General features: G+C 54.9%; 23 protein-coding genes and 2 tRNA genes. 14 read left to right on the forward strand and 11 right to left on the reverse strand.

Going from position 1 to position 25163, the window contains the following annotated elements:
- Positions 1-136: 136 nt before the first annotated feature.
- From msbA to WC600_02120, 4 genes are all read right to left on the reverse strand, one after another.
- Positions 137-1930 carry a lipid A export permease/ATP-binding protein MsbA gene (gene msbA, locus WC600_02105; GenBank protein ID MFA4901518.1) on the reverse strand — a complete coding sequence of 598 codons (1794 nt, stop codon included), beginning with the start codon at positions 1928-1930 and terminating at the stop codon, positions 137-139.
- 707 nt (positions 1931-2637) lie between these two features.
- Positions 2638-3240 (reverse strand): sulfurtransferase-like selenium metabolism protein YedF, encoded by a 603-nt coding sequence (gene yedF / locus WC600_02110; protein MFA4901519.1) that lies wholly within the window; start codon positions 3238-3240, stop codon positions 2638-2640.
- Between the two features lie 171 nt (positions 3241-3411).
- Positions 3412-3924 (reverse strand): rhodanese-like domain-containing protein, encoded by a 513-nt coding sequence (locus tag WC600_02115; GenBank protein MFA4901520.1) that lies wholly within the window; start codon positions 3922-3924, stop codon positions 3412-3414.
- Positions 3921-4496 (reverse strand): MauE/DoxX family redox-associated membrane protein, encoded by a 576-nt coding sequence (locus tag WC600_02120; GenBank protein MFA4901521.1) that lies wholly within the window; start codon positions 4494-4496, stop codon positions 3921-3923. Before WC600_02120 ends, WC600_02115 begins: the two co-directional genes overlap by 4 nt.
- A gap of 692 nt (positions 4497-5188) precedes the next feature.
- Between WC600_02120 and WC600_02125 the strand changes: the two genes are divergently transcribed.
- From WC600_02125 to WC600_02135, 3 genes are all read left to right on the forward strand, one after another.
- Entirely contained in the window at positions 5189-6163 is a 975-nt protein-coding gene (locus WC600_02125; protein MFA4901522.1) for a lytic transglycosylase domain-containing protein, read from the forward strand.
- Positions 6164-6175: 12 nt separating this feature from the next.
- A complete protein-coding gene (locus WC600_02130) occupies positions 6176-7537 on the forward strand; it encodes an amidohydrolase (protein MFA4901523.1) in 1362 nt (453 codons plus the stop codon).
- 328 nt (positions 7538-7865) lie between these two features.
- Positions 7866-8207: a hypothetical protein gene (locus tag WC600_02135; protein MFA4901524.1), complete on the forward strand. Its 342-nt coding sequence runs from the start codon at positions 7866-7868 to the stop codon at positions 8205-8207.
- 91 nt (positions 8208-8298) lie between these two features.
- On the opposite strand, the gene WC600_02140 is transcribed toward WC600_02135, so the two are convergent.
- Positions 8299-8676 (reverse strand): EamA family transporter, encoded by a 378-nt coding sequence (locus WC600_02140; protein MFA4901525.1) that lies wholly within the window; start codon positions 8674-8676, stop codon positions 8299-8301.
- 64 nt (positions 8677-8740) lie between these two features.
- Here WC600_02140 and WC600_02145 point away from each other — a divergent pair, with 64 nt between their 5' ends.
- From WC600_02145 to WC600_02160, 4 genes are all read left to right on the forward strand, one after another.
- Positions 8741-8899: a hypothetical protein gene (locus tag WC600_02145; protein MFA4901526.1), complete on the forward strand. Its 159-nt coding sequence runs from the start codon at positions 8741-8743 to the stop codon at positions 8897-8899.
- Positions 8896-10188, forward strand: a complete 1293-nt coding sequence (locus tag WC600_02150) for an SGNH/GDSL hydrolase family protein (GenBank protein MFA4901527.1) — start codon at positions 8896-8898, stop codon at positions 10186-10188. Before WC600_02145 ends, WC600_02150 begins: the two co-directional genes overlap by 4 nt.
- Positions 10189-10294: 106 nt before the next feature.
- Complete coding sequence (locus tag WC600_02155; protein ID MFA4901528.1) at positions 10295-10858, forward strand: lycopene cyclase domain-containing protein; 564 nt, start codon at positions 10295-10297, stop codon at positions 10856-10858.
- Between the two features lie 184 nt (positions 10859-11042).
- Positions 11043-12164: an SGNH/GDSL hydrolase family protein gene (locus tag WC600_02160; protein MFA4901529.1), complete on the forward strand. Its 1122-nt coding sequence runs from the start codon at positions 11043-11045 to the stop codon at positions 12162-12164.
- Positions 12165-13149: 985 nt separating this feature from the next.
- Here the strand turns inward: WC600_02160 and pckA are convergent.
- From pckA to WC600_02190, 6 genes are all read right to left on the reverse strand, one after another.
- Positions 13150-14730, reverse strand: coding sequence for a phosphoenolpyruvate carboxykinase (ATP) (pckA, locus tag WC600_02165; GenBank protein ID MFA4901530.1), 1581 nt, complete (start codon positions 14728-14730; stop codon positions 13150-13152).
- Positions 14731-14793: 63 nt separating this feature from the next.
- Complete coding sequence (locus WC600_02170; GenBank protein ID MFA4901531.1) at positions 14794-16020, reverse strand: DNA methyltransferase; 1227 nt, start codon at positions 16018-16020, stop codon at positions 14794-14796.
- Positions 16021-16482: 462 nt separating this feature from the next.
- Entirely contained in the window at positions 16483-17064 is a 582-nt protein-coding gene (ruvA, locus tag WC600_02175; protein ID MFA4901532.1) for a Holliday junction branch migration protein RuvA, read from the reverse strand.
- Entirely contained in the window at positions 17061-17549 is a 489-nt protein-coding gene (gene ruvC, locus WC600_02180; GenBank protein MFA4901533.1) for a crossover junction endodeoxyribonuclease RuvC, read from the reverse strand. The genes ruvA and ruvC overlap by 4 nt, the downstream gene beginning before the upstream one ends.
- The gene (locus tag WC600_02185) at positions 17546-18295 is read right to left on the reverse strand and encodes a YebC/PmpR family DNA-binding transcriptional regulator (GenBank protein MFA4901534.1); all 750 of its coding nucleotides are present in this window, start codon (positions 18293-18295) and stop codon (positions 17546-17548) included. Before WC600_02185 ends, ruvC begins: the two co-directional genes overlap by 4 nt.
- Positions 18296-18341: 46 nt before the next feature.
- Complete coding sequence (locus WC600_02190) at positions 18342-18977, reverse strand: RlmE family RNA methyltransferase (protein ID MFA4901535.1); 636 nt, start codon at positions 18975-18977, stop codon at positions 18342-18344.
- 504 nt (positions 18978-19481) lie between these two features.
- On the opposite strand from WC600_02190, the gene WC600_02195 reads away from it, so the two are divergent.
- The 7 genes from WC600_02195 (at position 19482) to WC600_02225 (ending at position 24734) form a co-directional block, all read left to right on the forward strand.
- On the forward strand, positions 19482-20261 hold the full coding sequence (locus WC600_02195) for a MinD/ParA family protein (GenBank protein ID MFA4901536.1): 780 nt from the start codon (positions 19482-19484) through the stop codon (positions 20259-20261).
- A 30-nt stretch (positions 20262-20291) separates the two neighbouring features.
- Entirely contained in the window at positions 20292-21086 is a 795-nt protein-coding gene (locus WC600_02200; protein ID MFA4901537.1) for a FliA/WhiG family RNA polymerase sigma factor, read from the forward strand.
- A gap of 35 nt (positions 21087-21121) precedes the next feature.
- Complete coding sequence (locus tag WC600_02205; GenBank protein MFA4901538.1) at positions 21122-21379, forward strand: hypothetical protein; 258 nt, start codon at positions 21122-21124, stop codon at positions 21377-21379.
- Positions 21380-21609: 230 nt separating this feature from the next.
- A complete protein-coding gene (gene ade / locus WC600_02210) occupies positions 21610-23328 on the forward strand; it encodes an adenine deaminase (GenBank protein ID MFA4901539.1) in 1719 nt (572 codons plus the stop codon).
- Positions 23329-23391: 63 nt separating this feature from the next.
- The gene (locus tag WC600_02215) at positions 23392-24375 is read left to right on the forward strand and encodes a hypothetical protein (GenBank protein ID MFA4901540.1); all 984 of its coding nucleotides are present in this window, start codon (positions 23392-23394) and stop codon (positions 24373-24375) included.
- A gap of 199 nt (positions 24376-24574) precedes the next feature.
- A tRNA-Val gene (locus tag WC600_02220) sits at positions 24575-24650 on the forward strand.
- 7 nt (positions 24651-24657) lie between these two features.
- A tRNA-Asp gene (locus tag WC600_02225) sits at positions 24658-24734 on the forward strand.
- Positions 24735-25163 lie beyond the last annotated feature (429 nt).

Below are 25163 nucleotides of genomic sequence, written 5' to 3' on the forward strand. Positions count from 1 at the left end.
AGGATCGTCCGATTGTCCGAAGGTGAAATATAACAATGGTGGGGCAGCCGTCTCTGGCTGCCTGTGTAGGGGCGGGTTTAAAACCCGCCCCTACGTTATTGCCATAAATATGGAGGCTTTTACCATTGTAGGGTCATTACTGTGCGGCTTCCCGGATCGGAGTTGCGTCGACGGCAGGGCTATCCGGTTCCTCCTCCCGGGAAAACTGCATTTCATAGAGACGGCGGTAGAGGCCGTCCGCGGCCAAAAGCTCGGCGTGGGTGCCGATTTCCATGATGCGCCCGTCTTCTAAGGCGATGATGCGGTCGGCATTGCGCACGGTGGAGAGGCGGTGGGCGATGACTAAGGTGGTGCGGCCTTTGATGAGCAGGTCCAGGGCCTGTTGCACTTCCCGCTCGGATTCCGAGTCCAGAGACGAGGTGGCTTCGTCCAGGATGAGGATGGGCGGGTCTTTCAAGAGCGCCCGGGCGATGGCCAGGCGCTGGCGTTCGCCGCCGGAGAGGCGCACCCCCTGCTCCCCGATGAGGGTGTCCAAACCGTCAGGCATGGCCATGACAAAGTCATAGGCATGTGCGGCCTTGAGCGCGCCCAAGATGTCCTCTTCCGCGGCGGCTAGCCGCCCGTAGGCCACATTGTGGCGCACGGTATCGTTGAACAGGATAGTCTGCTGGGTGACCACCCCGATCTGACGCCGGAGCGACGCGAGCGTTACGTCACGGATATCGTTGCCATCGATCCGGATGACGCCATCGGTGACCTCATAGAACCGGGGCAAAAGGTTCAAGAGGGTGGATTTGCCCGCACCGGAAGGCCCCACCAGGGCCACCACCTCCCCCCGGCGCACGCTGAACTCAACCTTGTGGAGAATATTCTGGCGCCCATCGTAGGCAAAGTTAACCCGGACGTAGTCGATCTCCTGGGCCAGGGGCGTCAGGACCGCAGCCTTGGGCGCGTCTTTGATCTCCGGCTCCCGGTCCATGAGGCCGAAGACCCGCGCGCCAGCGGCCAGACCTTCCTGGACGATATTCTGGACCGAGCTTAAGCTCTTGATGGGCTGGTAGAGCATGAGGAGCGCGGCCAGAAAGGAGAAAAAGGTCCCGGGGGTGGAGGTGCCCCGGATCACGGCATAGCCGCCGTAAAATATTATCCCGGCCATCCCTAAAGAGCCCAGAAGCTCCATGACCGGCGGCGACAGTTCCCGGGTGGCATTCAACTTCATGCGAATGCGGAAGTAGTCCCAATTGGCCTTGGAGAAACGCTGCTCCTCGTAATCCTCCCGGGCGAAGGCCTTGACGATGCGCTGGCCGATCAAGGACTCCTGGAGCACGGTATAGAGATGGGCGTTGGCCACCTGGGTCTTGTGGGACATACGGCGCATGCGTTTCCCCAACTGGACGATGATGAGCACCGCCACGGGAAAGACCACCATGGCCATGATGGCCAGGCGCCATTCCCGGTAAAAAATCACTGCGGTGAGGCCGATGACAGTAAAGGAATCCTTGAAGAAGCTGGTCACGACCCGGGTCACCGCGTCCTGGAGCAGGTTGACGTCGTAGGTCAGGCGGCTCATGAGCACCCCGGTGGCCTCGCCGTCGAAGAAGGACAGGGGCTGGCGCTGGATGGACGCGAAGAGCTCATCCCGGAGGCGGGTAACGGTGGCGTTGCCGATATAGCTCATCTGATAGTTGTGGGTGTAGGACAAAAACCCCTTGACGAGATAAAGGATCACCACCAGGGGCGGCAGCAAATAGAGCATGTTTTCCCGTTTGGCAAAAAAAACGTCGTCCAGGACCGGCTTGACCATATAGGCCAACAGTGCAGTGATGGCCGAGACCCCCAGCATGGCCGCGATGGCCGCGCTCATGCGCCACTTGTGGGGTTTGAGATACTTCAGGAGGCGGAAATAAAGCCGCAGGTCGGCAGTATTCATATATTCATAAGAGAAAAAGTCAGGCTAAGGGTTTTATTTTTCAATATATATCTTATCAGGGCTCAATTTTCCAATGAAATCGGGGAAAAGGGGAAGAGAACGGGCCGGGGAAAAGCCATTTCAAAACCTGCCTTCGAGAAGAATTGTCATTCTGAGAGTAGCGAAGAATCTCATAATCCTTGTTCAGGATGATAGAGAAAAACGGTTTTGAAATGGCTTTTAGTCCCTCCAGACGACCCAAAAAATCGCCGAAAATGGCCGGGCGCGGGCCGGTTGGGGGGGGAAACCTGGCACATGTGCCGGGACATTGGCGAGGTGTCCTCGCCATATACCCGCCATATACCCGGTCTAAACCCGCGTGCAAGCGCGATCCGGTCGAGGCGGAGCCACGGTTGTGCCGCCCCTGTCCCGGGGTAAAAATCTGGCTTTCGTATGACTTAGTTAATAATATCAATGAATTAATGACGGGCTGGCATCCTGGTGCCGGGACGCGGCACAGACGGAACGGCTGGAGCCTGCCAATTTTCCTGAAATTGGCCAGCAGTGATCCGCTTTTATCCCGGCAAGGCATGGAGTAAGCATAAACTCAAGATTGCGAGGGCGTAAAGCACGGATGAGAAAGATGACAACCTTTCCAGCGGCCGGAGGAGACAGAGCTCCCCCGGCGAACATATTGTGATGCTGTAATATTAAATTTCACTAACCCCTCAGGTCAGCGTGATCACCTTGTCGGCTAACTGCATGGCGGTGACGATATCCAGCATATTGGTAGTTTCTCCCACCTGTTTCTTTTCTAAAAGTTGGAAATGGTTGAGACAGGTGCCGCACACCAGCAGACGGACCCCGGACCGCGTTAACGCTTTGAGTCCGGGCAGGACCTCGGAGCCGGCCACGGCCAGCTTGACCCCGTTATTCAACAGGACCACGCACCACAACTCCGGCCCCATCTCTTTGAGGGTGGCGATAAAACTGGCGATGAGGCGGCCTCCCAAAAAATCATCGCCCCGCCCCAGGGTGTCGCAGCCCATGAGGACAAGAGTTTTGCCCGAGGTCTCCTCCGGTTTTTCCACAAAAACCTGACAGGTGCCGGTGTCCGCCCGGGAGCCGGAGATGGCGAAGTCGTCCCCTTTACTTTCTACCTTGACGGTAAAGCCGGCCCGCTCCAAAAACCGGCTGACGTTTTCCTGGGCGGCCGCATTGTCCACCAGCACCGTAAGCTGCTGCACGTCTTTTTGCTCGATAATTTCTTTGGTCTTAATCACCGGGTTGGGACAGGCCAGGCCCCGGCAGTCCAGTTGTTGTTTCGACATGGTCTGACTTTCTCCTCAGATAATAATTTAAGATGCGGCAGCAGTTTCGGCAAGGGGCTTCCGCCGCCCTCGTTCCCCGTGCAACGCCGCGCCCAGAGCCCCCACCAGGTCCGGCTGTCGAGCAGGGTCGGGTCCGGGGAGAGCCAGTTCGCTAAGTGCTGCGGCAGGAGGCTATTTATCCCCTTTGGCTACCGGGTAGCCGGCCTCCGCCCAGGCCTTGATGCCCCCGGGATACCGGTAGACGTTTTTATAACCCAGCTTCACCGCCCACATGGCGCCGTTGTGGCTGCGGGTGCATTTGACGAAACCGCAGTAGAACACCAGGGTCTTATCCTTGTCGGGTCCCAGGAATTGCTCGAATTTCGCCTTGGCGGCGTCATCCATCTCCTTCACTTCCGGGATGGGAAACTCATACTGCACCGCACCGGGGACATGTTGCTTCACATAACTGTCCTGTAATGGCATGGTGTCGATGATCATCATGGGTTTCTTTTGGTCGATCCAGCCCTTCAGTTCCTCGGTAGTCACCAGTTTGTAGCCGCCCCGCGCCACTTCCCGGGACAAAGTCACGGCGGATTTCTCCGTATCCAGTTCTTTGCCGGACCAGGATTTGCCGCAGCCCGCCAGGGCCAGCGCCGCGATAAGCATGAGCCCGCTCACGAAATACATGCGATTTTTGGTCATTGGGTTGTTTCTCCTTTCAACCGTAATGTTAACCTTCTGATCCAGAGGCCTTGGGGTGCTCGACTCCGCCGCCGCCAGTAAAGGAAAAGAGTTGCGCCGATCATCATCAGGTCACGCCAGAACGCGGTCGTAACATTGTGTTGGGCGTCCAGTTCGTCTGCGGTGAAACAGCCGCAGTCAATGTCAAGGTTCTGCGAGACGGCGTATCCCAGAATCAACAGGAACACGAGGAGCAGAACCGCTGTGATGGTCAGGCTGCCCCGGACTTCCAAAATCAATCCAAGGCCCGCCAGCACTTCCAGGGCCGGGAGCCCAGTTGCCACCAGGGGCAGCAAGCCCTCTGGCACCAGGTCATACTGGGCGATGGCGTGGGCAAAGGCCTTGGGGTCCAGGAGCTTTATCACCCCCGCGTAGATGAAGATTCCGGCCAGAGCCAGTCTCAGAAAATGATACAGCCAAGTCAGGCAAACCTTCCAATCCAGGTCAGGGCATCGCAGCACCTGGCCGCGTTCCACGACCAGCGTCTCGGGCTGACCAGGCTTGGACTTGCCGGGGTTTTCCAATAAATTCACTTTGACTGGATCGGCCTCTTAAAACGGATTAGCCGCCATAATCCCACCCAATTCGGTTCACCTAAACCTATAGGGGTGGGGTCTCCTCGCCCGAATTTCACTCAAGCCGGGTCCATATGGGTTAGACGATTGGCGAAGACGCTAAGCTCTGGGGTGCAGCCCGGACCTAACCTTACGGTTGGGGTGGCCGTTGCCCGCGTCAGGGCAAGGCAAAGGCGTACCTGCACCATCCACTTGAGAAGATAGCGGCGTTGGGTCGGCAGGCCGAAAACCTGCGGGATGAATCTGCGGGGTTAATTCAAGGGGGGGATTGACGCAGGAAGGTAGCTAAAAGAGGATTCCCAGTGATCAGCCCAACCCTTATCCGGCCTCCGAATCCAGAGCCTTACCAAGGCTCTCCGGACGCCGCTACTTCAGGACCTCAGCGGTGTAAACCAGAGCGACCGATACACCAGGATCACCTCCTTGACGTAAGTTTCATATTTTTCATAGTAGATCATAAAAGAGAATCCACCAGGAATCAATAGATTTTTCCCCAACTCCTATTTTTGGCCGAATATAGGCAGCAGGCCCCTGGCCGGCCATACAACAGTTGCCTTAGCACATTCCAGGACTCGGCGGGTTGACAGACCTCTTCCGGTGGGATAAATGCATATGAATAATATATATTGTGGATTATCAGGAATGCCATCATGGTGCTGATCGTCATATGTATGCTGGCTGGCTTGTGGCTCCTCCCCGCCGGGGTGGGGGCGGGTCCGGGCCTCCCCATGGGCACGCCGCCCCAGGTTGCGCCCTCCGAGGCCTTGCGTCTTCCTTACTATGCGCCGCCGTCTCAAATGTATCTCTGCGGGGAGCCGGTGCCCCTGGACGATCCCGGGGTCAGGGAAGCCCTGGACCGGGAATTCACCGTCGAAGTTTGGAGCCGCGCCCAAACCACCATGTGGCTGAAGCGAGCTGCCCGTTACTTCCCGGAAATCGAGCGCAAACTGCGGTCCCGGCGTCTGCCCTTAGACCTGAAATATGTGGTCCTGGTGGAGAGCGACTTGCGCACCCAGGCCAAATCCTCCGCGGGCGCGCTCGGCCCCTGGCAATTCATGGGTCCCACGGCCCAGCGTTTCCAGTTGCGTTGCGATAAAGCCGTGGACGAACGCCTGGAGTTCGGCGCCGCCACGGACGCGGCCCTGACCTATCTGACCAATCTATACCAGTTATTTCATAGCTGGCCCCTGGCCCTGGCGGCCTACAACGCCGGGGAAGGGCGCGTCCAGAAGGCCATAGTCGCCCAGGGAGTTCATGACTATTATCGCCTCAGCCTGCCGGAGGAGACCGAACGCTATGTTTTTCGCGTCCTGGCGGCCAAAACCATCCTGGAGGACCCGGCCCGGTACGGCTATGATATTCCCGGTGATCAGCTTTACTCCCCCCAGGATTATGACGAAGTGCGCTTGACCCTGGCCCAGGAGGTGCCCATCAGGAGATTGGCGGAGGCCAGCGGCACCTATTACAAGGTCATCAAGACCCTCAACCCCTGGATCAAGGGAGACGCCCTCGGTGCCGGGACCTATCGCCTGAAAATTCCCAAGGGATCGACCCCCCGCTTTGAGGCGGCCATGCGTCCGGCGCAGCCGCTCCAGGGTGGCAGCGGTGCCGGGGTTAAGAAATAAAATCACGGAGGCATGATGTCCAACCTGGAGAAAACCCCGGTTTCTTTGCTCATTCAGGGTGCTTGGGTGTTGACCATGAACCCGCAGCACGAGGTTTTTTCCCCGGGGGCCGTGGCCCTTAATGGAGAGGAAATCGTCGCGGTGGGTTCTCAAGCTGAACTTTCGAGTCGCTACGCCCCGGCCCAGGTCCTGGATTATCCCCAGGGTCTGATCGCCCCCGGCCTCATCAATGCCCACACCCATGCCGCCATGGCCCTGTTCCGGGGCCTGGCCGACGACCTGCCCCTTAACGAATGGCTCAATAACCACATTTTCCCTGCAGAGAGCCGGGTCAATGGCGATTTTGTCTATTGGGGCACCAAGTTGGCGATAGCCGAAATGCTCCTCTCCGGCACCACCACCTTCACCGATATGTATCTCTTTGCCGGAGACGTGGCCAAGGCCGCGGTCGAAACCGGCATTCGGGCGGTGGTGGGGGAAGTGCTCTATGATTTTCCGTCGCCCAATTACGGCCCACCCGCCGCGGGGCTGAAGTTCAGCGAAGAGCTGTGCCGTACCTTCCGGGATCATCCCCTGATCAAGGTCGCCATCCAGCCCCATGCGGTCTATACCTGCTCGCCGGACTTATTGCTGGAATGTGGGGAGTTGGCGGAAAAGTACGACACCCGCCTCATCATCCATCTGTCCGAAACCTCTCAAGAGGTGAGGGACTGCCAGAGCCGTTACGGGGCAACGCCGGTGGGGCATCTCTACCGCCTGGGCCTGCTCAACCGGAGGCTTCTGGCGGACCATGCCGTGGTATTGAGCCTGGCGGACCTTATGCTGCTGGGGGCCAGCGGCGCCGGGGTGGCCCATTGCCCCGAGTCTAACATGAAGCTGGCCTCAGGGATTGCCCCGGTGGCGGAACTGCTCAAGCGGGGGGTAACGGTGGCTCTGGGGACGGATGGCTGCGCCTCCAACAACAATCTGGACTTGCTGCAGGAAATGGATACGGCGGCTAAACTTCAGAAAGTGCACTGCCTGGACCCCACTGTCCTGCCGGCGCCCACTGCGCTTAAGATGGCCACCTTAAACGGCGCCCGCGTCCTGGGTCTGGAAAACCAGGTGGGTGCCCTCGTCCCGGGTCTGAAGGGGGATATCATCGTGATCGATCTGGATCAGCCCCATTTGACCCCCATCTATGACCCTTATTCCCACCTGGTCTATGCCGCCACCGGCGCGGATGTCCAGACGGTCCTGGTGCACGGCCGCATCCTGGTGCAGGACCGGCGCCTGCTCTCCTTTGACCTGGAGGAGACCCTGGCCCGGGCCCGGGAATTGGCCGGCGGGCTCTTGGCCAAAAAGGTCGGCAACCTGGCGTCCCGCCACGGATAAGGTGGCACAGGCTTTCCAGCCTGTGCTCAATTTTGCCAGAGGCTTATTTGGTTCTTATACCAATTCGCATTCAAACGGTGGCACAGGCGTCTCGCCTGTGCAGGCGCAGGCTCAAGCCTGCGGCTACCCAACATTGCTCTTTGAATGCAACTTGGTATTAATATTCTTGAGGAATAAAGATATCTTGCCGATAAGTCTATAGCCGGCGGTGATGGTGTGAGATCTCGTTTCTCACTGCCTGGTATCCCCCAGAGGCTAATCTGGGGAGAACAGCGCGTATGCGGCAGAGAGGCTCGCATGAACAACCTCTGCCGCGGCGGGAGTGAAAATGTCGGTTTCCATAATCAGCAGAAAAGTTGATGCCCGCACGGTTACCATCAAGTTGGTGGATGGCTCCCTGGTTAATGGCAAGATCAACTTGCATCGCAGCGATGTCGATATCGGCAGAGTCAGTGATCTTTTTACCAAGGTCAAAGATCCTTTCATTGTCGTATTCGACGCCACCGCGGAAGGTAAAACGGGGAGGGTGTTGATCTTAAATAAGAGAAACATCATCTGGATAGCCCCGGAAGATGAGCCTCGCCAAAGAGATATGCCACCGTCTCAGGAAGATGAAAAGCCCAAAGAATCGGCCGGAGGTTCTTTGCTGGACCGCCTGCGTTCAATTTAGGCTTTTCCCTTAAGCCGGGAACACCTCAGAAGTTGTGGGGACCTCCTTAACCCCGGTCCTCCTCATATCCGGACAACTTCTCTGTGTGTTCTTAACTCCGAGCTATCAAAAGCACCCCTAAACAGGTGACGCAGATACCCGCCAGGCGGGTGGCGCCTACCGCCTCACCGAATAAGGCCCGGGCCAGAATAGCGGTGAACACGTACCCCAAACTGATCAGCGGGTAGGCGTAACTGACTTCCGACTTGGACAACACAATCAGCCAGACCATAAATCCCATGCCATAGCACAGAAGCCCAAACAGCACATGGAGATTGGTGGCCGCCTTCAAAAAGATCGGCGGGAGGGTGGACAGAGACAATGAAAAATTGCCGATCTTGGCCATGCCGTATTTTAGGGATAACTGGCCGGTGACATTGAGCAAAACATCAAGTAAAATTAACACCAGGACTACATGTTTGACCATCATACCGTTCCTTGCAAAAATAAGTATTTATATTTTAGAGTCTGATTTTCGGAAAAGTTAACCTCAGATGCAAGGAAATAATCTTTCCGGGGCGCAAGCCCGCCTCACCTGGATTCATCGCCTCGATCCCCGCACCAAACTGGTTATGCTGGTGGCCAGTTTTGTCATGGTGCTGTTGCCCTCGTTACAGACAGTTACCGCCACTCTCGGTTTGGGGACCCTATGAGCTTTACAGGTAGGCAGATCAGATTCGTCCTGGTATCGGTTCTCCTCTCCCTGGCCATCGCCGCGGTCTTAGCGGAAGTGTGCTTAGGAGTCAAGGAAAGCCGTACGAAAAAGTCCGTCCTCGATTATGCCGATACCAAGCGCTTCCAACCATTAGGGTGGGGAGGATATCTCAAGGAGAATTTAAACATTTACGTAACCGACGGTCTGGGCGGCCAGGTACGCTGGACCACCAACGCCCAGGGGTTTCGCAGCGATCGGGAATTCAGCCGGGAGCCTCTCCCGGGGGTCTTGCGCATCCTTGCCTTGGGCGATTCGTTTAATGCCGGATTCCGGGTAGGCCAGGCTGAGACCTTGTCAACTTGGCGGAATGAATGGATTAACCGGCACTATGGCCCGGCCGAGATTTTGGTGGCCGAGACCGAAGATCCGAGCAGCGCCCTATATTATCTGGACAAGTTCGGCTTGCAGTTGAAACCGCAGATTGTGCTCTTAGGCATTACCCTGGGCAATGATATTGTCCAGGCCTACCAGGGTCTGGACCCCAATGGCAGGTATATCCTCACCACGGAAAACGGCGTGGTGCATATTGAGAAAAACCAAAACTCCATGATTGGGTTTGAACAATTGGCGGCCATTAAGATTCCGCCGGAGTATCTAAAGTCCGAGACCCCAACGGAGAAGTTTATCCGCCGAGCCGGCCGGTGGTTAACCAGGCGACAATTATTGCGGCGCTTCTATCAACAGCATGAGGCCATCACCAGTTGGGGCGACCGTGATAACCTCAGTCTCTTCGACCCTAACAACGGCTTTGGGGTGTTCGCCGATCCCCTGTCTCCTGAAATCGAGGCGGCCTATCAGCGGTTATTTCGCATCTTGGAAGCGTTTGCGCTCATCTGCCGCCAACACCACATCCTCTTCGCAGTGCAGATATTTCCCCAACGGTATCAGGTGCAACCCGAAGACTGGGTCAGAGCCATAGAAGAGTATGGCTTAGAAGCCTCCCGGTTCAATCTTATGGGTCCCAATCAAAAAATCGCCGCCTGCTGCCGGGAGCATGGCATCATCTGCATCGATCCCACTGCCGCTATGGCAAAATGGTATTCCGAAACCCAAAAAACCCTGTATCTTCCCCGGGGAGATATGCACTGGAACAAAGCAGGGCATCACGCCTTTTTTGAATGTTCCCTGCCGGCCTTTGCGAATCTGGTGCAAGCGGGCTTTCAAAGGGTTCAAGGGCACAACTCTAATACCTCAGCCGAAGGAACCCCAAAGCTCCTCACCGAATGAATCTGTGAGCTATTGAATGTATCACTATGTTTATTTGACCGGGACTATCATAATCTTCCCCATCTGGTTGATTTTATTCTTTATCAGAAAGGCTCAGAGAAAGAGTATGGTTTTAGTAGGATTATATGTTGTTCTGTTGGCAATACCTTTAGAATTTATCTGGTTTTTAAAAGACTATTGGAATCCATTAAGATATATTTCTGTGGCCTCATTCCTCTATCAGGAATCTATTTTTGCATTTTTATTGGGAGGGATTGTATCAGTTATTTATATAGTTCCCATCAAAGATAATAGTAAATTTAAATTACTTAATTTTATTCTTCCAATCGCTATTATTGCCCTTTCGATGCTCATTTTTACAAATGGTTTAAGATTAAATTCAATATATTCAAGCCAGATTGGTTATGGTATTACAACGTTGATGATTTTTGATTTAAAGCCTGAATTAATAAAAAAATCTCTGTTGAGTGGCTTCTCTATGTTAGTTATATCAATCATAGGTTATGAGATTATATTAATAATATATCCTCATTTGATTAACGATTGGTGGCTGGTGAAAAATATTTCAGGCCTCATTTTATTTGGTATACCCATCGAAGAGATTATTTGGTTTGCATTGTTCGGATTGTCATTTGGACCGATATACAATTTTTGGACAGAATCACTTTAATGTGCTACAAGCCATTTCAAAACTTCGTCGCCGTGCATATTGTCATCCTGAGCGCAGCGAAGGATCTCGTATTTAGCTATGGTTATTGAGATTCTTCGGTAGATTCACTCCCTCAGAGTGACAGACGGAGACTTTTGAAGAGGCTCCCTTGGTAGTTAATGAGCCTCACGCTGTCTAGGACCTCATGCGCTTCAAAAATTATCTAAAAAATTTTTCTTTAATAGTGCTTGGCTGTCTGGTGGCCCTGGTGGTGTTGGAGCTGTTGCTGCGGGTCTACAATCCTCTGGAAATTCGCTTTAAGCCCGACCGCATCGTCCTCCCGGTCAACAAGCGCTATATTATCAACAACGTCGGCAAATTCACCAAGCTACCCCCAACCACCATTCACACCAAGAACTCCTTGGGGTTCCGCGGGGCTCCGCCTCCCGCCGATCTCAAAGATGACCTGACTATCGTCACCATCGGCGGCAGTACCACGGAGTGCTTCTACCTCTCCGACGGCCGCACCTGGCCGGATCTCCTCGGGCAAGATCTTGCCCGCGCTTTTAACCGGGTCTGGATCAACAATGCGGGTCTGGACGGGGCCACCACCTATCGACACCTTATCCTGATGGAGGATTACCTTATCAAGTTGCGGCCCAAGGTGGTGCTATTCTTGATCGGCATCAATGACGTGGGGGCCGGCAACCTGGACGCGACCGAGCACCGGGGACATTATTTGAGAAATCTGTGGCGGGGTTTCTTGTACCGCAGCGAGGTCTATTCCTTAGAGCAAAATCTTTACCACTATCTCATTGCCCAGAGCCGGGGGCTGCGGCATGTGGAAATTAACCTCAGAGAAGTTGAAACCCTGGAGCAGCCCTCAGAAGCCACCGCGCCGCAAACTCTCCAAGATTATCGGACCAGCTCTTTGCCTTTTTTTACCCAGCGGTTGGAAAAGCTCATCAAAATCTCCCGGGCCCATGGCATCGAACCGGTTCTGATCACCCAGCCGACCCTTTATGGTCCGGGTGTCGATCCGGTCACCGGGGTGAATCTTGCCGCCATTAAAGTCCAGGACCACTTCAACGGCCGGACGATGTACGACTTTATCGAACTGTATAACCAAGTAACCCGGCAGGTGGCCCAAAAACACGGGGTGCTGTTGATCGACCTGGCCCGGGAACTGCCCCGCAACTCCGCCTATTATTACGATTACCTCCACTATACCGAACCCGGGGCGGCTGAGGTGGCGGCCATCATCGACCGGCATTTGTCTCCATGGTTAGTTCAGCGCTTTCCGACTTTCCGAAAAACAGCCCCCTAGCAATCGACGTAATTTTTGGAAAACGCTATAAACCCGGTCAACCGTTGCCCCAGTTCTGGCAATCTCCTGCCCAGCCTTTATAGTGATACCAGGTCGCATTCAAATGGTGGCACAGGCGTCTCGCCTGTGCAGGCGTAGGCCAGAGCCTACGTCTATCAAAGTTCCTTTGAATGCAACTCGGTATGAGAGCCAGGCCGCAGGCTTTAGCCTGCGTTTTCTTCTCGTTCCCAAGCGCAAGCCCTGGGAACGCAAATTTCCGGCGAAGCTCTGCTTCGTCACCTTTGATGTCAAGGCAAATTCTGCGCTAGAAATATTTTTACGCCCCATGCTTAAGCTGTACTTGAATATGAATCGAGATTTCTTATGGCTCCTTTAATCAGATTAACCTGCCGGCTATTTGAGACGTGTGCCGCTATGGCAACCTCCATGCGAAATATCCTGCAACCACGTGGATCTTTGGCGGAACCCGGGCCTCGGCCAGCGGCACAACCCCGGCTGCGAGCCGGAAGTAAGCGGCCCCAAAGCGACACCAGGCGGCCCCCAGGCGATAGATGGCGACATTAAGCGTAGCATTATCGATATGTTACGCATTATTGTCCCGCATATTTCACCAAAACCCAGCTAACCGGAACATTACAAGGGTGCAAGGTGAGTTAAAATATCCAAAGAATATGAAAGTACTTGATATTATTAAGTAATTCTAGATAATTTCTAATAGTTAGTAACTATATGATATTGCAAGGTTTTTAGGTTATGCAGTCTTAAGGAGAGTGGAAAAAGAATGGATTATTGCCTGAAGTGGGGGGATATTATTTCCTGCCCTTTTCGCCTTTCCAAACGGCCTCTTATAAAAAAACCTCGTTCCCAAGCGCAAGCCCTGGGAACGATACTTTCCGACGAAAGCTCTGCTTCGCCATCTTCTAGCGGAGCGCCGTAGTGCCGTAGGGCGGGAAGCGCAGCGCATCCCGCCTCACAATCTTCAGCATCACCGCGGTGCGGCGGCCAGCACCTCCGGATCCACGTTGGCGGCGTATTTGGTGAAATTTTCCCGGAAGCGCTTCGCCAGATCCCGGGCGGTGGTCTCGTAGGCCTGGGGGTCGGACCAGGTTTTTTGGGGATAAAGGATGGCATCCGGCACCCCCGGACAGGTGGTGGGCACGGTCAGCCCAAAAAAGGGCTCCTGGTAAGTGGGGACTTCATCCAAATGACCGGACATGGCCGCGTGCAACAGGGCCCGGCTGTGGGCGATCTCAATGCGATGGCCCACTCCGAAGGGCCCGCCGGTCCAGCCGGTGTTCACCAGCCAGCAGGTGGGCTTATGTTGGTTCACCTTCTCCCGGAACAAACGGGCGTAAACCGCGGGGGGAATCGGCAGGAAGGGGGCTCCGAAACAGGTGCTGAAGGTTACCTGGGGTTCTTTTCCCAGGCCCCGCTCGGTGCCGGCCACCTTGGCGGTGTAACCGGATAGAAAATGGTAAGTGGCTTGCTCCGGGGTCAGGCGAGAGATGGGAGGCAAGACCCCGAAGGCGTCACAGGCTAACATGAAGATATGGTTCGGATGGTCCCCTACCCCGGCGCGGACGATATTGGGCAGGTGGGTGATGGGATAGGCGGCTCGGGTGTTTTCCGTCAAGCTGGCGTCATTCAGGTCCAGGCGGCGGGTGGCCAGGTCGATACCGACGTTTTCCAGGATGGTGCCGAACTTTCGGGTGCATTCGTAAATCTCCGGCTCCGCCTTGGGACTCAGGCGAATCGCCTTGGCGTAGCAGCCCCCTTCGAAGTTAAAGATGCCGCCTTTGCCCCAACCGTGTTCGTCATCGCCGATGAGCTTGCGCGCCGGATCGGCGGAGAGGCTGGTCTTGCCGGTCCCCGACAGGCCGAAAAACAGGGCTGTCTTCCCATCCCGCCCCTCGTTGGCGGCGCAGTGCATGGACAGCACTTCCTTTTGGGGCAGGTAGTAGTTCAAGATGGTGAAGACCGATTTTTTGATCTCCCCGGCGTAGGAGGTGCCACCGATGACGACCAGCTTTTTGCCGAAATTGACCATGATGAAGGCTTCGGAATTGGTCCCATCCAGCTCCGGCACCGCATGGAAGCCCGGGGCGCTGATAATGGTGAAATCAGGGCCGACATGCACGGGTTCGCCGGGGCCCACCGGGGCCGGGAACATATTGCGGGCAAAGAGGCTTTGCCAGGCCGTGGCGGTAATCAGGCGGATATTCATCTGGTAATTCCGGTCCGCACCGGCGTGGCGGTCCTGGACGAAGATCTCCTTGCCCTGTAGATAGGCCAGCAGCCGGTAATGGATGAGATCGAATTTTTCCGAGGTAAAAGGCTGGTTCTCTTCCCCCCAATGAATCTGGGCGGAGCTGGAGGGCTCTTCGACAATAAATTTATCCTTGGGAGAGCGGCCGGTATAGGCGCCAGTGCGCACTACCACCGGCCCCAGGTGGGCGATGAGTCCTTCTTTCTGGTTGACGATTTTTTCGTAGAGAGCCGAGGTGGGTAGGTTCCAGTGGACCGCGGCGACGTTTCTGATGCCTTGATGCTTCAGGTCTTTCTTCATGTGTCAACCCCCTGTGGGCCTCGCCGGGCGAGGATATCGGAGAATGGGGTTATGGCCGAACTGTTATTCACCCTTTATGGCTATTGCTGCCTTAATCTCTTCTCTTTGCTCTTTTAGCTTGATAAACTTTTGGTTTAATTTATGGTTAACCGCTAAATCCGGAGAAGCCATCCCGCTTTTAATTAAATGGGCATTGATAAATATCTTATTTTTTAAATAGACATAGGCTGAAATTATCTCGTGATCATTGCTACCATCTTCTTTCAGGAGGACCTGCTTGCCCAGAATCCGAGTCCGCAGATACTCTATGGACTCGTCTTTCCGGTCGATCCGTACCCCTAAGAACTTGACCCTATGGCCGTTATCCAATCCGATGGTCTGCTCATCAATAATCTCGGTCACCCTGTGCAGTCGGTCAGGGCTCAACTGCGGGCGGTGGCCTTCCGGCCGGCCCACGGCATCGCGAATTGCCGGAGTATAATCGATTTGCGGCAGTTCCTCAATTTTTTTATGGGTCTTAATTATTTGGATTTCGCTATAAAACGGTAAGCGATCAACTCCACCGATTTTTTGAGGGATTGCCTGTAGAAAATCGGGATTGATTTCATAGCCCACAACATTCCGGGCCAAATCCAGGGCCGCCTTCACGGTGGTGCCGCTCCCCAAAAAGGGGTCCAAGACCGTATCACCCTTAAAGGTGAACATCTTAATCAACCGCCGCGGCAGCTCCTCGGGAAACATGGCTTCGTGCCCCACCTGACGGGTCCCGCCGAAATACCAGTGCCCGGCGAAATATTCCTTCCACTCCTCCTTGGTCAGGCGAGAGGCTGCCTTGATCTCTTTCGAGACCTTCTTGCTCTGCCCTGGTTTCTTGAAAATATGGATATATTCATAATCAATCTCCACGATGCCATTGGGCGGAAAAGGGTAGGAGCCCATGATGGTGGCGCCGCCGCTGGTATTCATGGTGGTCTTCTTCTGCCAGATGATGGCCCCCATGAAGTCGAACCCGATCTGCTCGCACTGATTGATGAACTCGGCGTGGAGGGGAATGACTTTGTAGCGGCCGTAGACCGAGGCCCGGGCGAACTGATCGCCGATGTTGATGCAGAGCCGGGCCCCCTCCCGGAGTACCCGGAAGCATTCCCGCCAGGTGTGGTATAGGTCCTTCAGATACTCGTGCAGGCTCTGGCCGTAGCCGATCTGGCCGGGGACGTCATAATCCTTGATCTGCCAATAGGGCGGGGAGGTCACCACCAGGTCGATGCCTGCGTCATCCACTTCCGTCATCAATCGGCTGTCACCGAGATAAATTTTGGCAGTAGTGCTCATTTCAAAATAATGCGTTAAAAGTTGATGATAGTAAGAGGAAGATTATTCCAAGAAGGAATAACAAAGGATCAAATTTTACGGTACTTTCAAATTGACAATTGTTGCGAAATTTCTTTATGTTTTCCCATAAACTTATCTCATTACAATTGCAAACAAGTTGCCAAATGCTTACTGAAAACGCACCAGCCAGGAAGACAGTTCCTTGAAAACTAAAATAAAATATTAATATCTTGATCGGCGCTAAATTTTTAATAACAAGTAAGATCAAAACAATTAGCAATGATATAAGACTAAATAGTTCAAGGAATAAATTGAAAAAGTTTTCAAGAAGGGATTGGAATTTCATAATTAAATCCCTCAGCTTCTTCTATTATTGGGTTACAAAAAAATAGCATTCGCAGGGACGTTGGTGCCAAGCTCTCATTTCGCCAGCATTTTCAGGCTCTGGCGCAGCAAGTCCTCCAGGGTCCCCGCTCCGTGGGCCTGGGCCGCGTCCAGGGCCTTTTCTGCCATATTTTTGTGATATCCCAGATTAATGAGTGCCGAAAGGGCGTCCTGGATCAGGGTCTCCTTAGGCGAGGCAGGACGCGGGCGCCGCGCCGGGGGTAGCTTATCTTTCAGTTCCAGCATGATCCGGGCCGCGGATTTCTTGCCGATACCGGGAATACCGGCCAGACGTTTGTCATCGCCCTGCATCAGGGCCTGGGCAAAGTCTTCAGGATTGATGCCGCTTAAAATATTCAATGCGGTGCGGGCGCCGACGCGGGGAATACGCAGGAGTTGCAGAAAGACGTCCTTTTCTTCCAGGGTGCTGAAGCCATAGAGCTGTAAGGCGTCCTCTTGCAGGCGGGTATGAATCTGGAGGGCAACCTGCGCCGGCGGGTCGGGCAACGCATAAAAAGTGGAGAGGGGAATGGCGACTTGATAGCCCACGCCCCCCACCTTAACCAGGATAAGGGTCGGGGATTTGTCCATGAGCTCGCCTTCCAGGTATCCGATCATGAAGACCCTGCTGGCCAGCGGCTATGAAAGAAATGGCACAGGCCCACCGCCAGGGCGTCGGCGGCGTGCTCGTTTTCGGCTTCGACCCCTAAAAGTTGCTTTACCATCAGTTGCACCTGAGTTTTGGAGGCCTGGCCGTAGCCCACCACCGCCTTCTTCACCACTAAAGGGGAATAATGAAAAATAGGCACCTCCATGCGGGCCGCCAGGAGGAGCACCACACCCCTTACCTGGCCCAGGGTGAAGGCGCTGTGGACATTGGTAGCCAGGAAGATTTCCTCTACCGCGATGGCCTGGGGGCGATGTTGGTGAACTAATTCTGACAGGCCGTCAAAAATCCGACAGAGACGGGATTCCAACGGCGGCCGGGAACCGGCCTTGATGCTGCCGGAGGCCAGGTGGATGAGTTGATTCCCTTCCCCCCGAACGACCCCAAAACCGGTATACCGGGAACCGGGGTCCACACCCAGGATGACCGGGCTCACATCAAGGCCTCGAGCAACTGGTCCGGGATATCGAAATTGGCGAAAACGTCGCTGACGTCATCGTGCTCCTCCAGCAATTCCACCAGCTTGAGCACCTGTTGGGCGGATTTCTCTTCATCGATTTTCACGGTGGTCTTGGGGCGCAACTGCACCTCCGCCAGGAGGGGCTTAAACCCCTGAGCCTCCAGGGCTTCATTGACTTCGATAAAGTTGATGGGGTCGGTGAGCACCTCGAACTGGCTCTCGTCGCTTTGCAGGTCTTCGGCGCCGCATTCCAGTGCGGCCTCCATAAGCTGCTCTTCATCCAGGCCTTCCCGATCGAAAACAATTACCCCTTTCTTGTCAAACATCCAGGCCACGCAACCGGGCTCCCCCAGGCTGCCGCCGTACTTGGTAATGAGATGACGGACGTCGGACACCGTGCGGTTCTTATTATCCGTGAGGGACTCCACCATCAGGGCTACCCCGGCGGGACCGTACCCTTCCAGAGTCAGCTCTTCAAAATTAGCACCGCCACTTTCCCCGGAGCCGCGCTTAATGGCCCGGCTAATATTGTCATTGGGCATGTTTTCCGCCCGGGCCGCAGCAATAGCCGCCCTGAGACGGGGATTGCCCATGGGGTCGCCTCCCCCCAGGCGGGCCGAAACGGTGACCTCTTTGGCCAATTTCCCGAAGAGTTTTCCCCGCTTGGCATCCAAAGCCCCTTTTTTCCGTTTGATGGTACTCCACTTGGAATGACCAGACATCTGGGCATGCTCCTCCTTATACTTAACTTCTGGCTTCTGGACGTGCTTAAGGCAACCGAGGATCGGATTGAATGGCGCCGCCGCCCGGCGGGACGCTCCGCTTCTTGAGGCCCAAAAAATAGATTTCCCGGCTGGCCGGACGGGACCCGGCCGGCTTCACCGGTCGGCAGCTCCCGAAGCTTGCCTTCAAAACCGCCAGCAAAGAACCGGTATCCGGCCCTTCAAAGACCTTGACCAGGAAATGGCCTCCGGCGCGGAGCAGTTGTGTGGCCCATTCCCAGGCCAGGAAAGCCAATTCCAAAGAACGCTGCTGATCCACCTGGCGCATGCCTGTAGTCTTGGGGGCCAGGTCGCTGACCACCACATCAAAAACCGGGCTTATGGCCTTGATGGTCTTTAAGTCTATACTTGTGACTTCTCCCTGCACGAAGTATAGGGGCGGCGCTACCTCGATTTCCACCGGGTTCGCATCCACCCCCACTACCAGACCGCGAGGCCCAGTGCGCCCGGCAATATATTGGAGCCATGACCCCGGGCTGCACCCCAGGTCCAGAACCCGTTGATCCGCCTTAAAGAGGTGGTATTTTTCATCCACTTCCTTGAGCTTGTAAATGGCCCGGGCTACATATCCTTCGGCCCGGGCCCGGGTCCGGTAAAAGTCGGGCTGCCCAGGGCGAGGCATACGGTAAAATGCCTATCTTAGTAAATTAATTAAGTTTCTTTTAGCATACGTCCCCAATTTTCGCAATGAAAATTCTCCCACCGTCAAAAATCTGACATAAGCCTGCAAGGTTAGGAAAGATTTTACTTCGCTTCCCAAGGGCTTAGCCGATGCAAGCTCTCGGATGTGGCCGACTCAAAAGACCACTGTAAAGCATTATTAGCATGTTATTACAGCATGTTAATCACATTAGCTCTATGAGACAAAGTTCCGAAAGCCCGTCCAGCCGGGGCTGTTAACTGAGGAGTTTTGGACTTGGCATAATCATTGCTCAACCTGATTAACGAATAGGCAAGCTTAGAGTTGATCAGGGGTTGTCAGGATGAGGACCTCTGATCCAGAGGGACCGGGAGCATGGAATCAGATCTCAGACCGGCATCGTTCATAACCAAACCGGATCAAATGCTCCGGGAAACCCCCTTTTTTCAAAGAGGGAAGAGGTCTGGCCCCTTCAGGGTCATTTCGGTGACGTCCGGCAAAGGTGGGGTGGGCAAGTCCAATATCGTGGTTAATCTCGGATTGGCTTTAGCCCAGCAGGGACTCAAAGTGCTCCTTATCGATGCCGACCTAGGTCTGGGTAATCTGGATATTCTTTTAGGCCTGACCCCGCAATTTACCATCCAGGATATTTTGTCCCTGCGGCACAGGCTCGCGGATGTCATCGTAGAAGGTCCCGGTGGCCTCAAAATTCTCGCGGCCTCTTCCGGCATCTCCGAACTGGCGATGCTGGATGAATCCCAAAAGCTCTTCCTGCTCGATGAAATGGACCATTACACCGAGGATGTCGATGTCGTCCTCATTGATACTGGGGCCGGCATCTCTTCCAATGTTCTATTTTTCAATATTGCCGCCAACGAACGTATCGTCGTGGTCAACAACCAACCCCCCTCCATTGCTGATGCTTACGCCTTGATTAAGGTTCTGGCGACCCAATATGGCGAGAAAAGCTTCAGACTTCTAGTAAACGGTCTGGCCCATGAGCGGGAAGCAGTGTTGGTCTACCGTACCCTGCTCAAAGTGACGGAGCGCTTCTTGGGACAGGAGATTTCCTTAGATTATCTCGGTTTTATCCCTCTCGATGCAGCGGTGCCCCAAGCGGTTATGAGACAACAGCCGGTCTTGGCTCTCTACCCCCGGACTCCAGCCAGTAAATCTTTTGTGGCTTTAGCGCAAAGTCTGTGGGAATCATCCCGACCGTCAGGGATTGACGGCAATATCAAATTATTTTGGCGTCGCTTCCTTTGAGCGCGTCAGGTGAGCGAAAGCGGGGAAATCATGGAAGAGCCGTCCTTAGTCCAGATGAACCTGGAAGCTATCCCTGGCTATGGTGCCGAGAAATTAGATTCCGACTGCCAAGAGCGGATGGTGCTGCAGTATGCGCCGTTGATCAAATATATCGCCTCTCGCCTGGCGTTGCGCCTGCCGTCTCACATCTCCCTGGAAGACCTGGTCAGTTCCGGTATTATTGGGTTGATTGATGCGGTCCAGAAGTTCGATCCCTCCAAGAATATCAACTTTAAAACCTATGCGGAATTCCGCATCAAGGGAGCGATGCTGGATGAATTGCGGAGTCTAGACTGGATCCCTCGGTCCGTACGGAAAAAGTCTCATCTCGTCGAGAACGCTTTTGCCCAATTACAAAAGGATTTGGGGAGGCCGGCCGAAGCCGAAGAGGTGGCTGAACTTCTCGGTTTGGAGTTGGTTGAATTTCACCAACTCCTGAATGAAACCAAAGCCGTATCCCTGGTAGCTCTGGAAGACAGCAGAAAAAGCGTGGGCGGGTATGCAGGTTACCTGGAGCATGAACTCCTGGAGACTATTCAAGACGATAATGCCCGGGATTCCTTATTGGCGGTACATTTTTCCGAACTCCAGGAAACCATGGTGCAGGCCATCGAAGCTCTGCCTGACAAAGAAAAGTTATTAATATCATTATATTATTATGAAGAACTTACCATGAAGGAAATCGGTCAGATCATGGGCTATACTGAATCCCGCATTTCTCAGTTACATACCCAAGCCATGTATCGCCTTAGACATAAGCTCCGGGAATACACCCAAGAAGTCTGAAATCGGCCGGAAACTGGCCGGAAGGGAGGAAGATCTTGTCCCTTTCATCTTATGGAATGTTTTTCGTCGGTGTGGCGTTGGGCGGATTGGTATTATTGGCTATTTTCAGTATGCTGGTCATGGCCCGCAAGCAAGACGAAGATCAGGATCGACTGGAAATTGAACTGCGCCGGGAAAATAATCTCGCGCTCCATGGCGATCATGCGGGAAGCTCCGATAATATTCTGGTCACCCTCGATTCAGACCTTAATGGAGTCAGCACTACCAAAACCAGGATGCTCATAAACCGATGAGTTGGCCTGTCCCTGTCCGGCGGTTCGAGCGTGGTCCTTGGGAGAAAACTTAGCTCAGAGACAGTCTGCAAAGCGCAAACCCGCCTGTTTGCATTTGAGTACCAGCCTTACTTAACTTCATTCAAATCGTTTGACCATACGGTTATCCCTGCTCCTTATTGCATCAACCCTGATTTTCCATTAAACTGCCCCCCAAACCAATTATTTTTGATAAATGCTTGAGGCCCTTAATGCAGATGGAAAGACTGTCAAAACGTCTTCGGGTTGCTCGGGGAGAAGAGCCGGCAGAACTGGTGCTTACCGGCGGCAAGGTTGCTAATGTCTATACCGGGGAGTGGCAGGAAACTGACGTGGCCCTGTGCGATGGGGTCATCGCGGGTTTGGGGGATTATGCCGGGCCCAGGTTACCGGTGACCGGTCGCTGCATCCTCCCGGGTCTCATTGATGGCCACCTCCATCTGGAGAGCAGCATGCTCACTCCCCGGGAACTCTCCCGAGCTTTATTGCCCCTGGGGACCACCACCGTGGTGGCTGACCCCCACGAGATCGCCAATGTCTGGGGCACCCGGGGCCTGGATTATTTGTTGGGCAGCAGCGCAGGTCTGCCAGTGGATTTTTTCTTCATGCTGCCTTCCTGTGTCCCGGCCACCCCCCTGGAGACTTCCGGAGCATGTTTGGAGGCCCGGGATCTGGAGCCATACCTTCACCATCCTCGAGTTCTAGGTCTGGCGGAAGTGATGAATTTTCCCGGCCTGGTGGCCGGAGACCGAGGTCTCCTGGCCAAGCTCGCTCTGTTTCCCGAGGGTCCGGTGGACGGCCATGCCCCGCTGCTCTCAGGTAAAGCCCTCAACGCCTATCGGCTCGCCGGTATCGCCTCCGATCACGAATGCACCGCTTTGGCGGAAGCCCAAGAGAAGCTGAGATTGGGGTTTTACCTGATGCTGCGGGAAGGCAGCCTGGCCAAGAACCTATTCGATCTCCTTCCGGCAGTAACTCCCGCCAACCTCCGTCGCACCATGTTGGTCACTGATGACAGCCATCCTGAAGACCTGGTCCGCACCGGTCATCTCAACCACCTCCTGCGTCAGGCGGTATCCTGGGGTTTGGATCCCCTGGCTGCAATAACTATGGCCACTTTGAATCCGGCGGAATATTTCCATCTCCGGGATCGTGGCGCGGTGGCACCGGGACTGGCAGCAGATTTGGTAGTAGTGGAAGACCTCCAAGAATTTCACATTGACAAGGTTCTGAAAAACGGCAAACTGGTGGTGGATAAAGGCAAACTGGTGGCCGAGCCGGAGGTGCCTCCGATTCCGGCCCCGGCCTCATCAATGGACGTAAGAGGCCTGCGTCTGGAGGCTCTTTCGCCTCCGGCTACCGGGAGCATGGCCAAAGTTATCGGTCTGGTTCCCGGTCAGCTGCTCACCGAGAAACGCCTCCTGGCTGCGCCCGTCCGGGAAGGCCGGTTGGCGACGGACCCCGCCAAGGACATTTTAAAATTGGCGGTGGTGGAACGACACCATGGCACCGGACATCTGGGTCTGGGATTGGTCCAGGGATTCGGATTGCGCCAGGGTGCCTTGGCCGCTTCGGTGGCCCATGATTCCCATAATATCGTCGTGGTTGGGGTCAACGAGGCGGACATGCTGCAGGCAGTGCGCCATTTAGTGGATCTGGGGGGCGGTATGGCGGTAGTGGCTGGCGGCAGGGTAGTGGCCGATTTGGCGCTGCCCATCGCCGGCTTGATCAGCCCGAGGCCCCTGGAACAGGTGGCGGAGGCCTATGGTGCTCTCCAAGCAGCTTATCAAGGGCTGGGGGGAACCTTACGAGATCCTTTCATGGCCCTGTCTTTTCTGGCTTTGCCGGTTATCCCGGCCTTGAAACTCACCGATCTGGGGCTGGTGGACGTGGACCGTTTCCAGATAGTCCCGCTCTTCGGGGCGGACTAATTCTCTTAATACTGTGGATTTTCTCCGCGATCGTGGAATCTTGCGTCGAAAGAGAGCTACTCTATGAGTTTAGTCCTTACTGCTTCCGAGGTGATGCGGGTATTGGATATGGATCTGGCGCTGGCCGCGGCCCGGGATGCCTTTCGGGCTTATGGTGAAGGCCGGGCGAACATGCCCCCCAAGGCCTATTTAACTCTGGCTCACGGAGACTTTCGGGCCATGTACGGTGAAATTTTCTTGCCCGAGGACCACATCTGCGGGTTGAAGTGGGTCAATGTCCATCCCGATAACCCGGCCAAAGGGTTGCTCACCGTGATGGCCAAGATCCTCCTAAATGACCCGGAAACCGGTCTGGAGTTCGCCGACCTGGACGGGACCCATGTCACCGACTACCGCACCGGAGCCGCGGGTGGAGTGGCAGCCCAATACCTGGCCCGGGCCGACGCCACCCGGTTGGGACTGATTGGGGCCGGGGCCCAGGCTCGTACCCAGGTGGCGGCTATTTTGAAGGTGCGGCCTATCAGGGACATCATGGTGTTCGACCGCCATCTGGAACACTCTCAGGCCCTGGCGGATGAGTTGGCCATGACCTACGGCATAAAAGCCCAGGCTGCCAGCGCCGCCGCTGAGGCTGTGATGGATCGGGACATCGTGGTCACCACCACCCCCAGCCGGACCCCAGTGGTTAAGCGGGAATGGGTCTCGGCCGGCACCCATATCAATGCCATCGGCGCGGATGCTGCCGGCAAACAGGAACTGGACTCGGCCATCCTCACCGGCTCCAAGGTGGTGGTGGACGATTGGGCCCAGGCTTCCCACTCCGGAGAAATCAACGTTCCCCTGGCCCGAGGCGGACTGAATCCGGAGCAGGTCTATGGCTCTTTAGGAGAAATTGTGGCAGGTAAGAAGCCAGGGCGCACAGCACCGGAAGAGATCACCGTGTTCGACTCCACCGGCCTAATTATTCAGGATCTCGCCCTGGGGTTGGCGGTTTATAAACGCGCCTTAGAGAAGGGACTGGGAGAAGAAAAGGATTTTTTGAAATAATCAAATTAGGGAACTTACCAATAACCGGGTGATCTTGTTAAACCGCAATGAAAAATTCTCACGGCTATTTACAAACTAGGATATGGTGGTAAAATAGTCCCGTGACCAAGCGAGATGGTGTTACAGCAAATTAGAGATCAGATTTTTCGCACCCTCGGCACCAGCGGGTGTATACACACTGCAAGTGAAAACAGTAGGCGGGCGGATAGCTCAGTTGGGAGAGCATCGGCCTTACAAGCCGGGGGTCACAGGTTCGAGCCCTGTTCCGCCTACCAGCCCTGCGGGGGCGTAGTTCAGTTGGTTAGAACGCCGGCCTGTCACGCCGGAGGTCGCGAGTTCGAGTCTCGTCGTCCCCGCCATAATGAAATCAATGGGTTAGGCCAATCGGCCTAACCCTTATTTATTTCCCCCCAACACTATCCCCAACACCCAAATACAAAATCATCGAAAATCGGGCCAACGGAGGCCGTTCTTCTATGGGATAGGAACACCCGGACGAGGGGGTCTGTCATGGCGATAATAAAATTCCAAATAGATTATTAGTTCGGAGAGTAAGCCGGAGAGGCCATGCTTCCGGCCAGCGAGGAGAACTCCAATTTTGAGTGGTAAGTTGCTCAGGTTGCCTCTCAAATGCGCCACGCATCGTCTGAGCCACGATCTGGGGTAAGTCAATGGAAGGGGGGGGAGGGGAGGTAAAGGGTGGGTGCGCTCTTGGCGGGGAAGGCCGGCCAGAAGAAGGTCGTCAGAACCCCATGCCTATTTTGTGATGCCTGATGCTTTAGCCATCA

Source organism: Desulfobaccales bacterium, from assembly GCA_041648175.1.
In the GTDB taxonomy this organism is placed as follows: Bacteria; Desulfobacterota; Desulfobaccia; order Desulfobaccales; family 0-14-0-80-60-11; genus 0-14-0-80-60-11.

What these genes read in the sequence shown, in the direction of transcription:
- msbA (MFA4901518.1), bottom strand. Translation starts at nt 1,930, where the DNA reads ATGAATACTGCCGACCTGCGGCTTTATTTCCGCCTCCTGAAGTATCTC.
- yedF (MFA4901519.1), bottom strand. Translation starts at nt 3,240, where the DNA reads ATGTCGAAACAACAACTGGACTGCCGGGGCCTGGCCTGTCCCAACCCG.
- WC600_02115 (MFA4901520.1), bottom strand. Translation starts at nt 3,924, where the DNA reads ATGACCAAAAATCGCATGTATTTCGTGAGCGGGCTCATGCTTATCGCG.
- WC600_02125 (MFA4901522.1), top strand. Translation starts at nt 5,189, where the DNA reads ATGGTGCTGATCGTCATATGTATGCTGGCTGGCTTGTGGCTCCTCCCC.
- WC600_02130 (MFA4901523.1), top strand. Translation starts at nt 6,176, where the DNA reads ATGATGTCCAACCTGGAGAAAACCCCGGTTTCTTTGCTCATTCAGGGT.
- WC600_02135 (MFA4901524.1), top strand. Translation starts at nt 7,866, where the DNA reads ATGTCGGTTTCCATAATCAGCAGAAAAGTTGATGCCCGCACGGTTACC.
- WC600_02140 (MFA4901525.1), bottom strand. Translation starts at nt 8,676, where the DNA reads ATGATGGTCAAACATGTAGTCCTGGTGTTAATTTTACTTGATGTTTTG.
- WC600_02145 (MFA4901526.1), top strand. Translation starts at nt 8,741, where the DNA reads ATGCAAGGAAATAATCTTTCCGGGGCGCAAGCCCGCCTCACCTGGATT.
- WC600_02150 (MFA4901527.1), top strand. Translation starts at nt 8,896, where the DNA reads ATGAGCTTTACAGGTAGGCAGATCAGATTCGTCCTGGTATCGGTTCTC.
- WC600_02155 (MFA4901528.1), top strand. Translation starts at nt 10,295, where the DNA reads ATGGTTTTAGTAGGATTATATGTTGTTCTGTTGGCAATACCTTTAGAA.
- WC600_02160 (MFA4901529.1), top strand. Translation starts at nt 11,043, where the DNA reads ATGCGCTTCAAAAATTATCTAAAAAATTTTTCTTTAATAGTGCTTGGC.
- pckA (MFA4901530.1), bottom strand. Translation starts at nt 14,730, where the DNA reads ATGAAGAAAGACCTGAAGCATCAAGGCATCAGAAACGTCGCCGCGGTC.
- WC600_02170 (MFA4901531.1), bottom strand. Translation starts at nt 16,020, where the DNA reads ATGACGGAAGTGGATGACGCAGGCATCGACCTGGTGGTGACCTCCCCG.
- ruvA (MFA4901532.1), bottom strand. Translation starts at nt 17,064, where the DNA reads ATGATCGGATACCTGGAAGGCGAGCTCATGGACAAATCCCCGACCCTT.
- WC600_02185 (MFA4901534.1), bottom strand. Translation starts at nt 18,295, where the DNA reads ATGTCTGGTCATTCCAAGTGGAGTACCATCAAACGGAAAAAAGGGGCT.
- WC600_02190 (MFA4901535.1), bottom strand. Translation starts at nt 18,977, where the DNA reads ATGCCTCGCCCTGGGCAGCCCGACTTTTACCGGACCCGGGCCCGGGCC.
- WC600_02200 (MFA4901537.1), top strand. Translation starts at nt 20,292, where the DNA reads ATGGAAGAGCCGTCCTTAGTCCAGATGAACCTGGAAGCTATCCCTGGC.
- ade (MFA4901539.1), top strand. Translation starts at nt 21,610, where the DNA reads ATGCAGATGGAAAGACTGTCAAAACGTCTTCGGGTTGCTCGGGGAGAA.
- WC600_02215 (MFA4901540.1), top strand. Translation starts at nt 23,392, where the DNA reads ATGAGTTTAGTCCTTACTGCTTCCGAGGTGATGCGGGTATTGGATATG.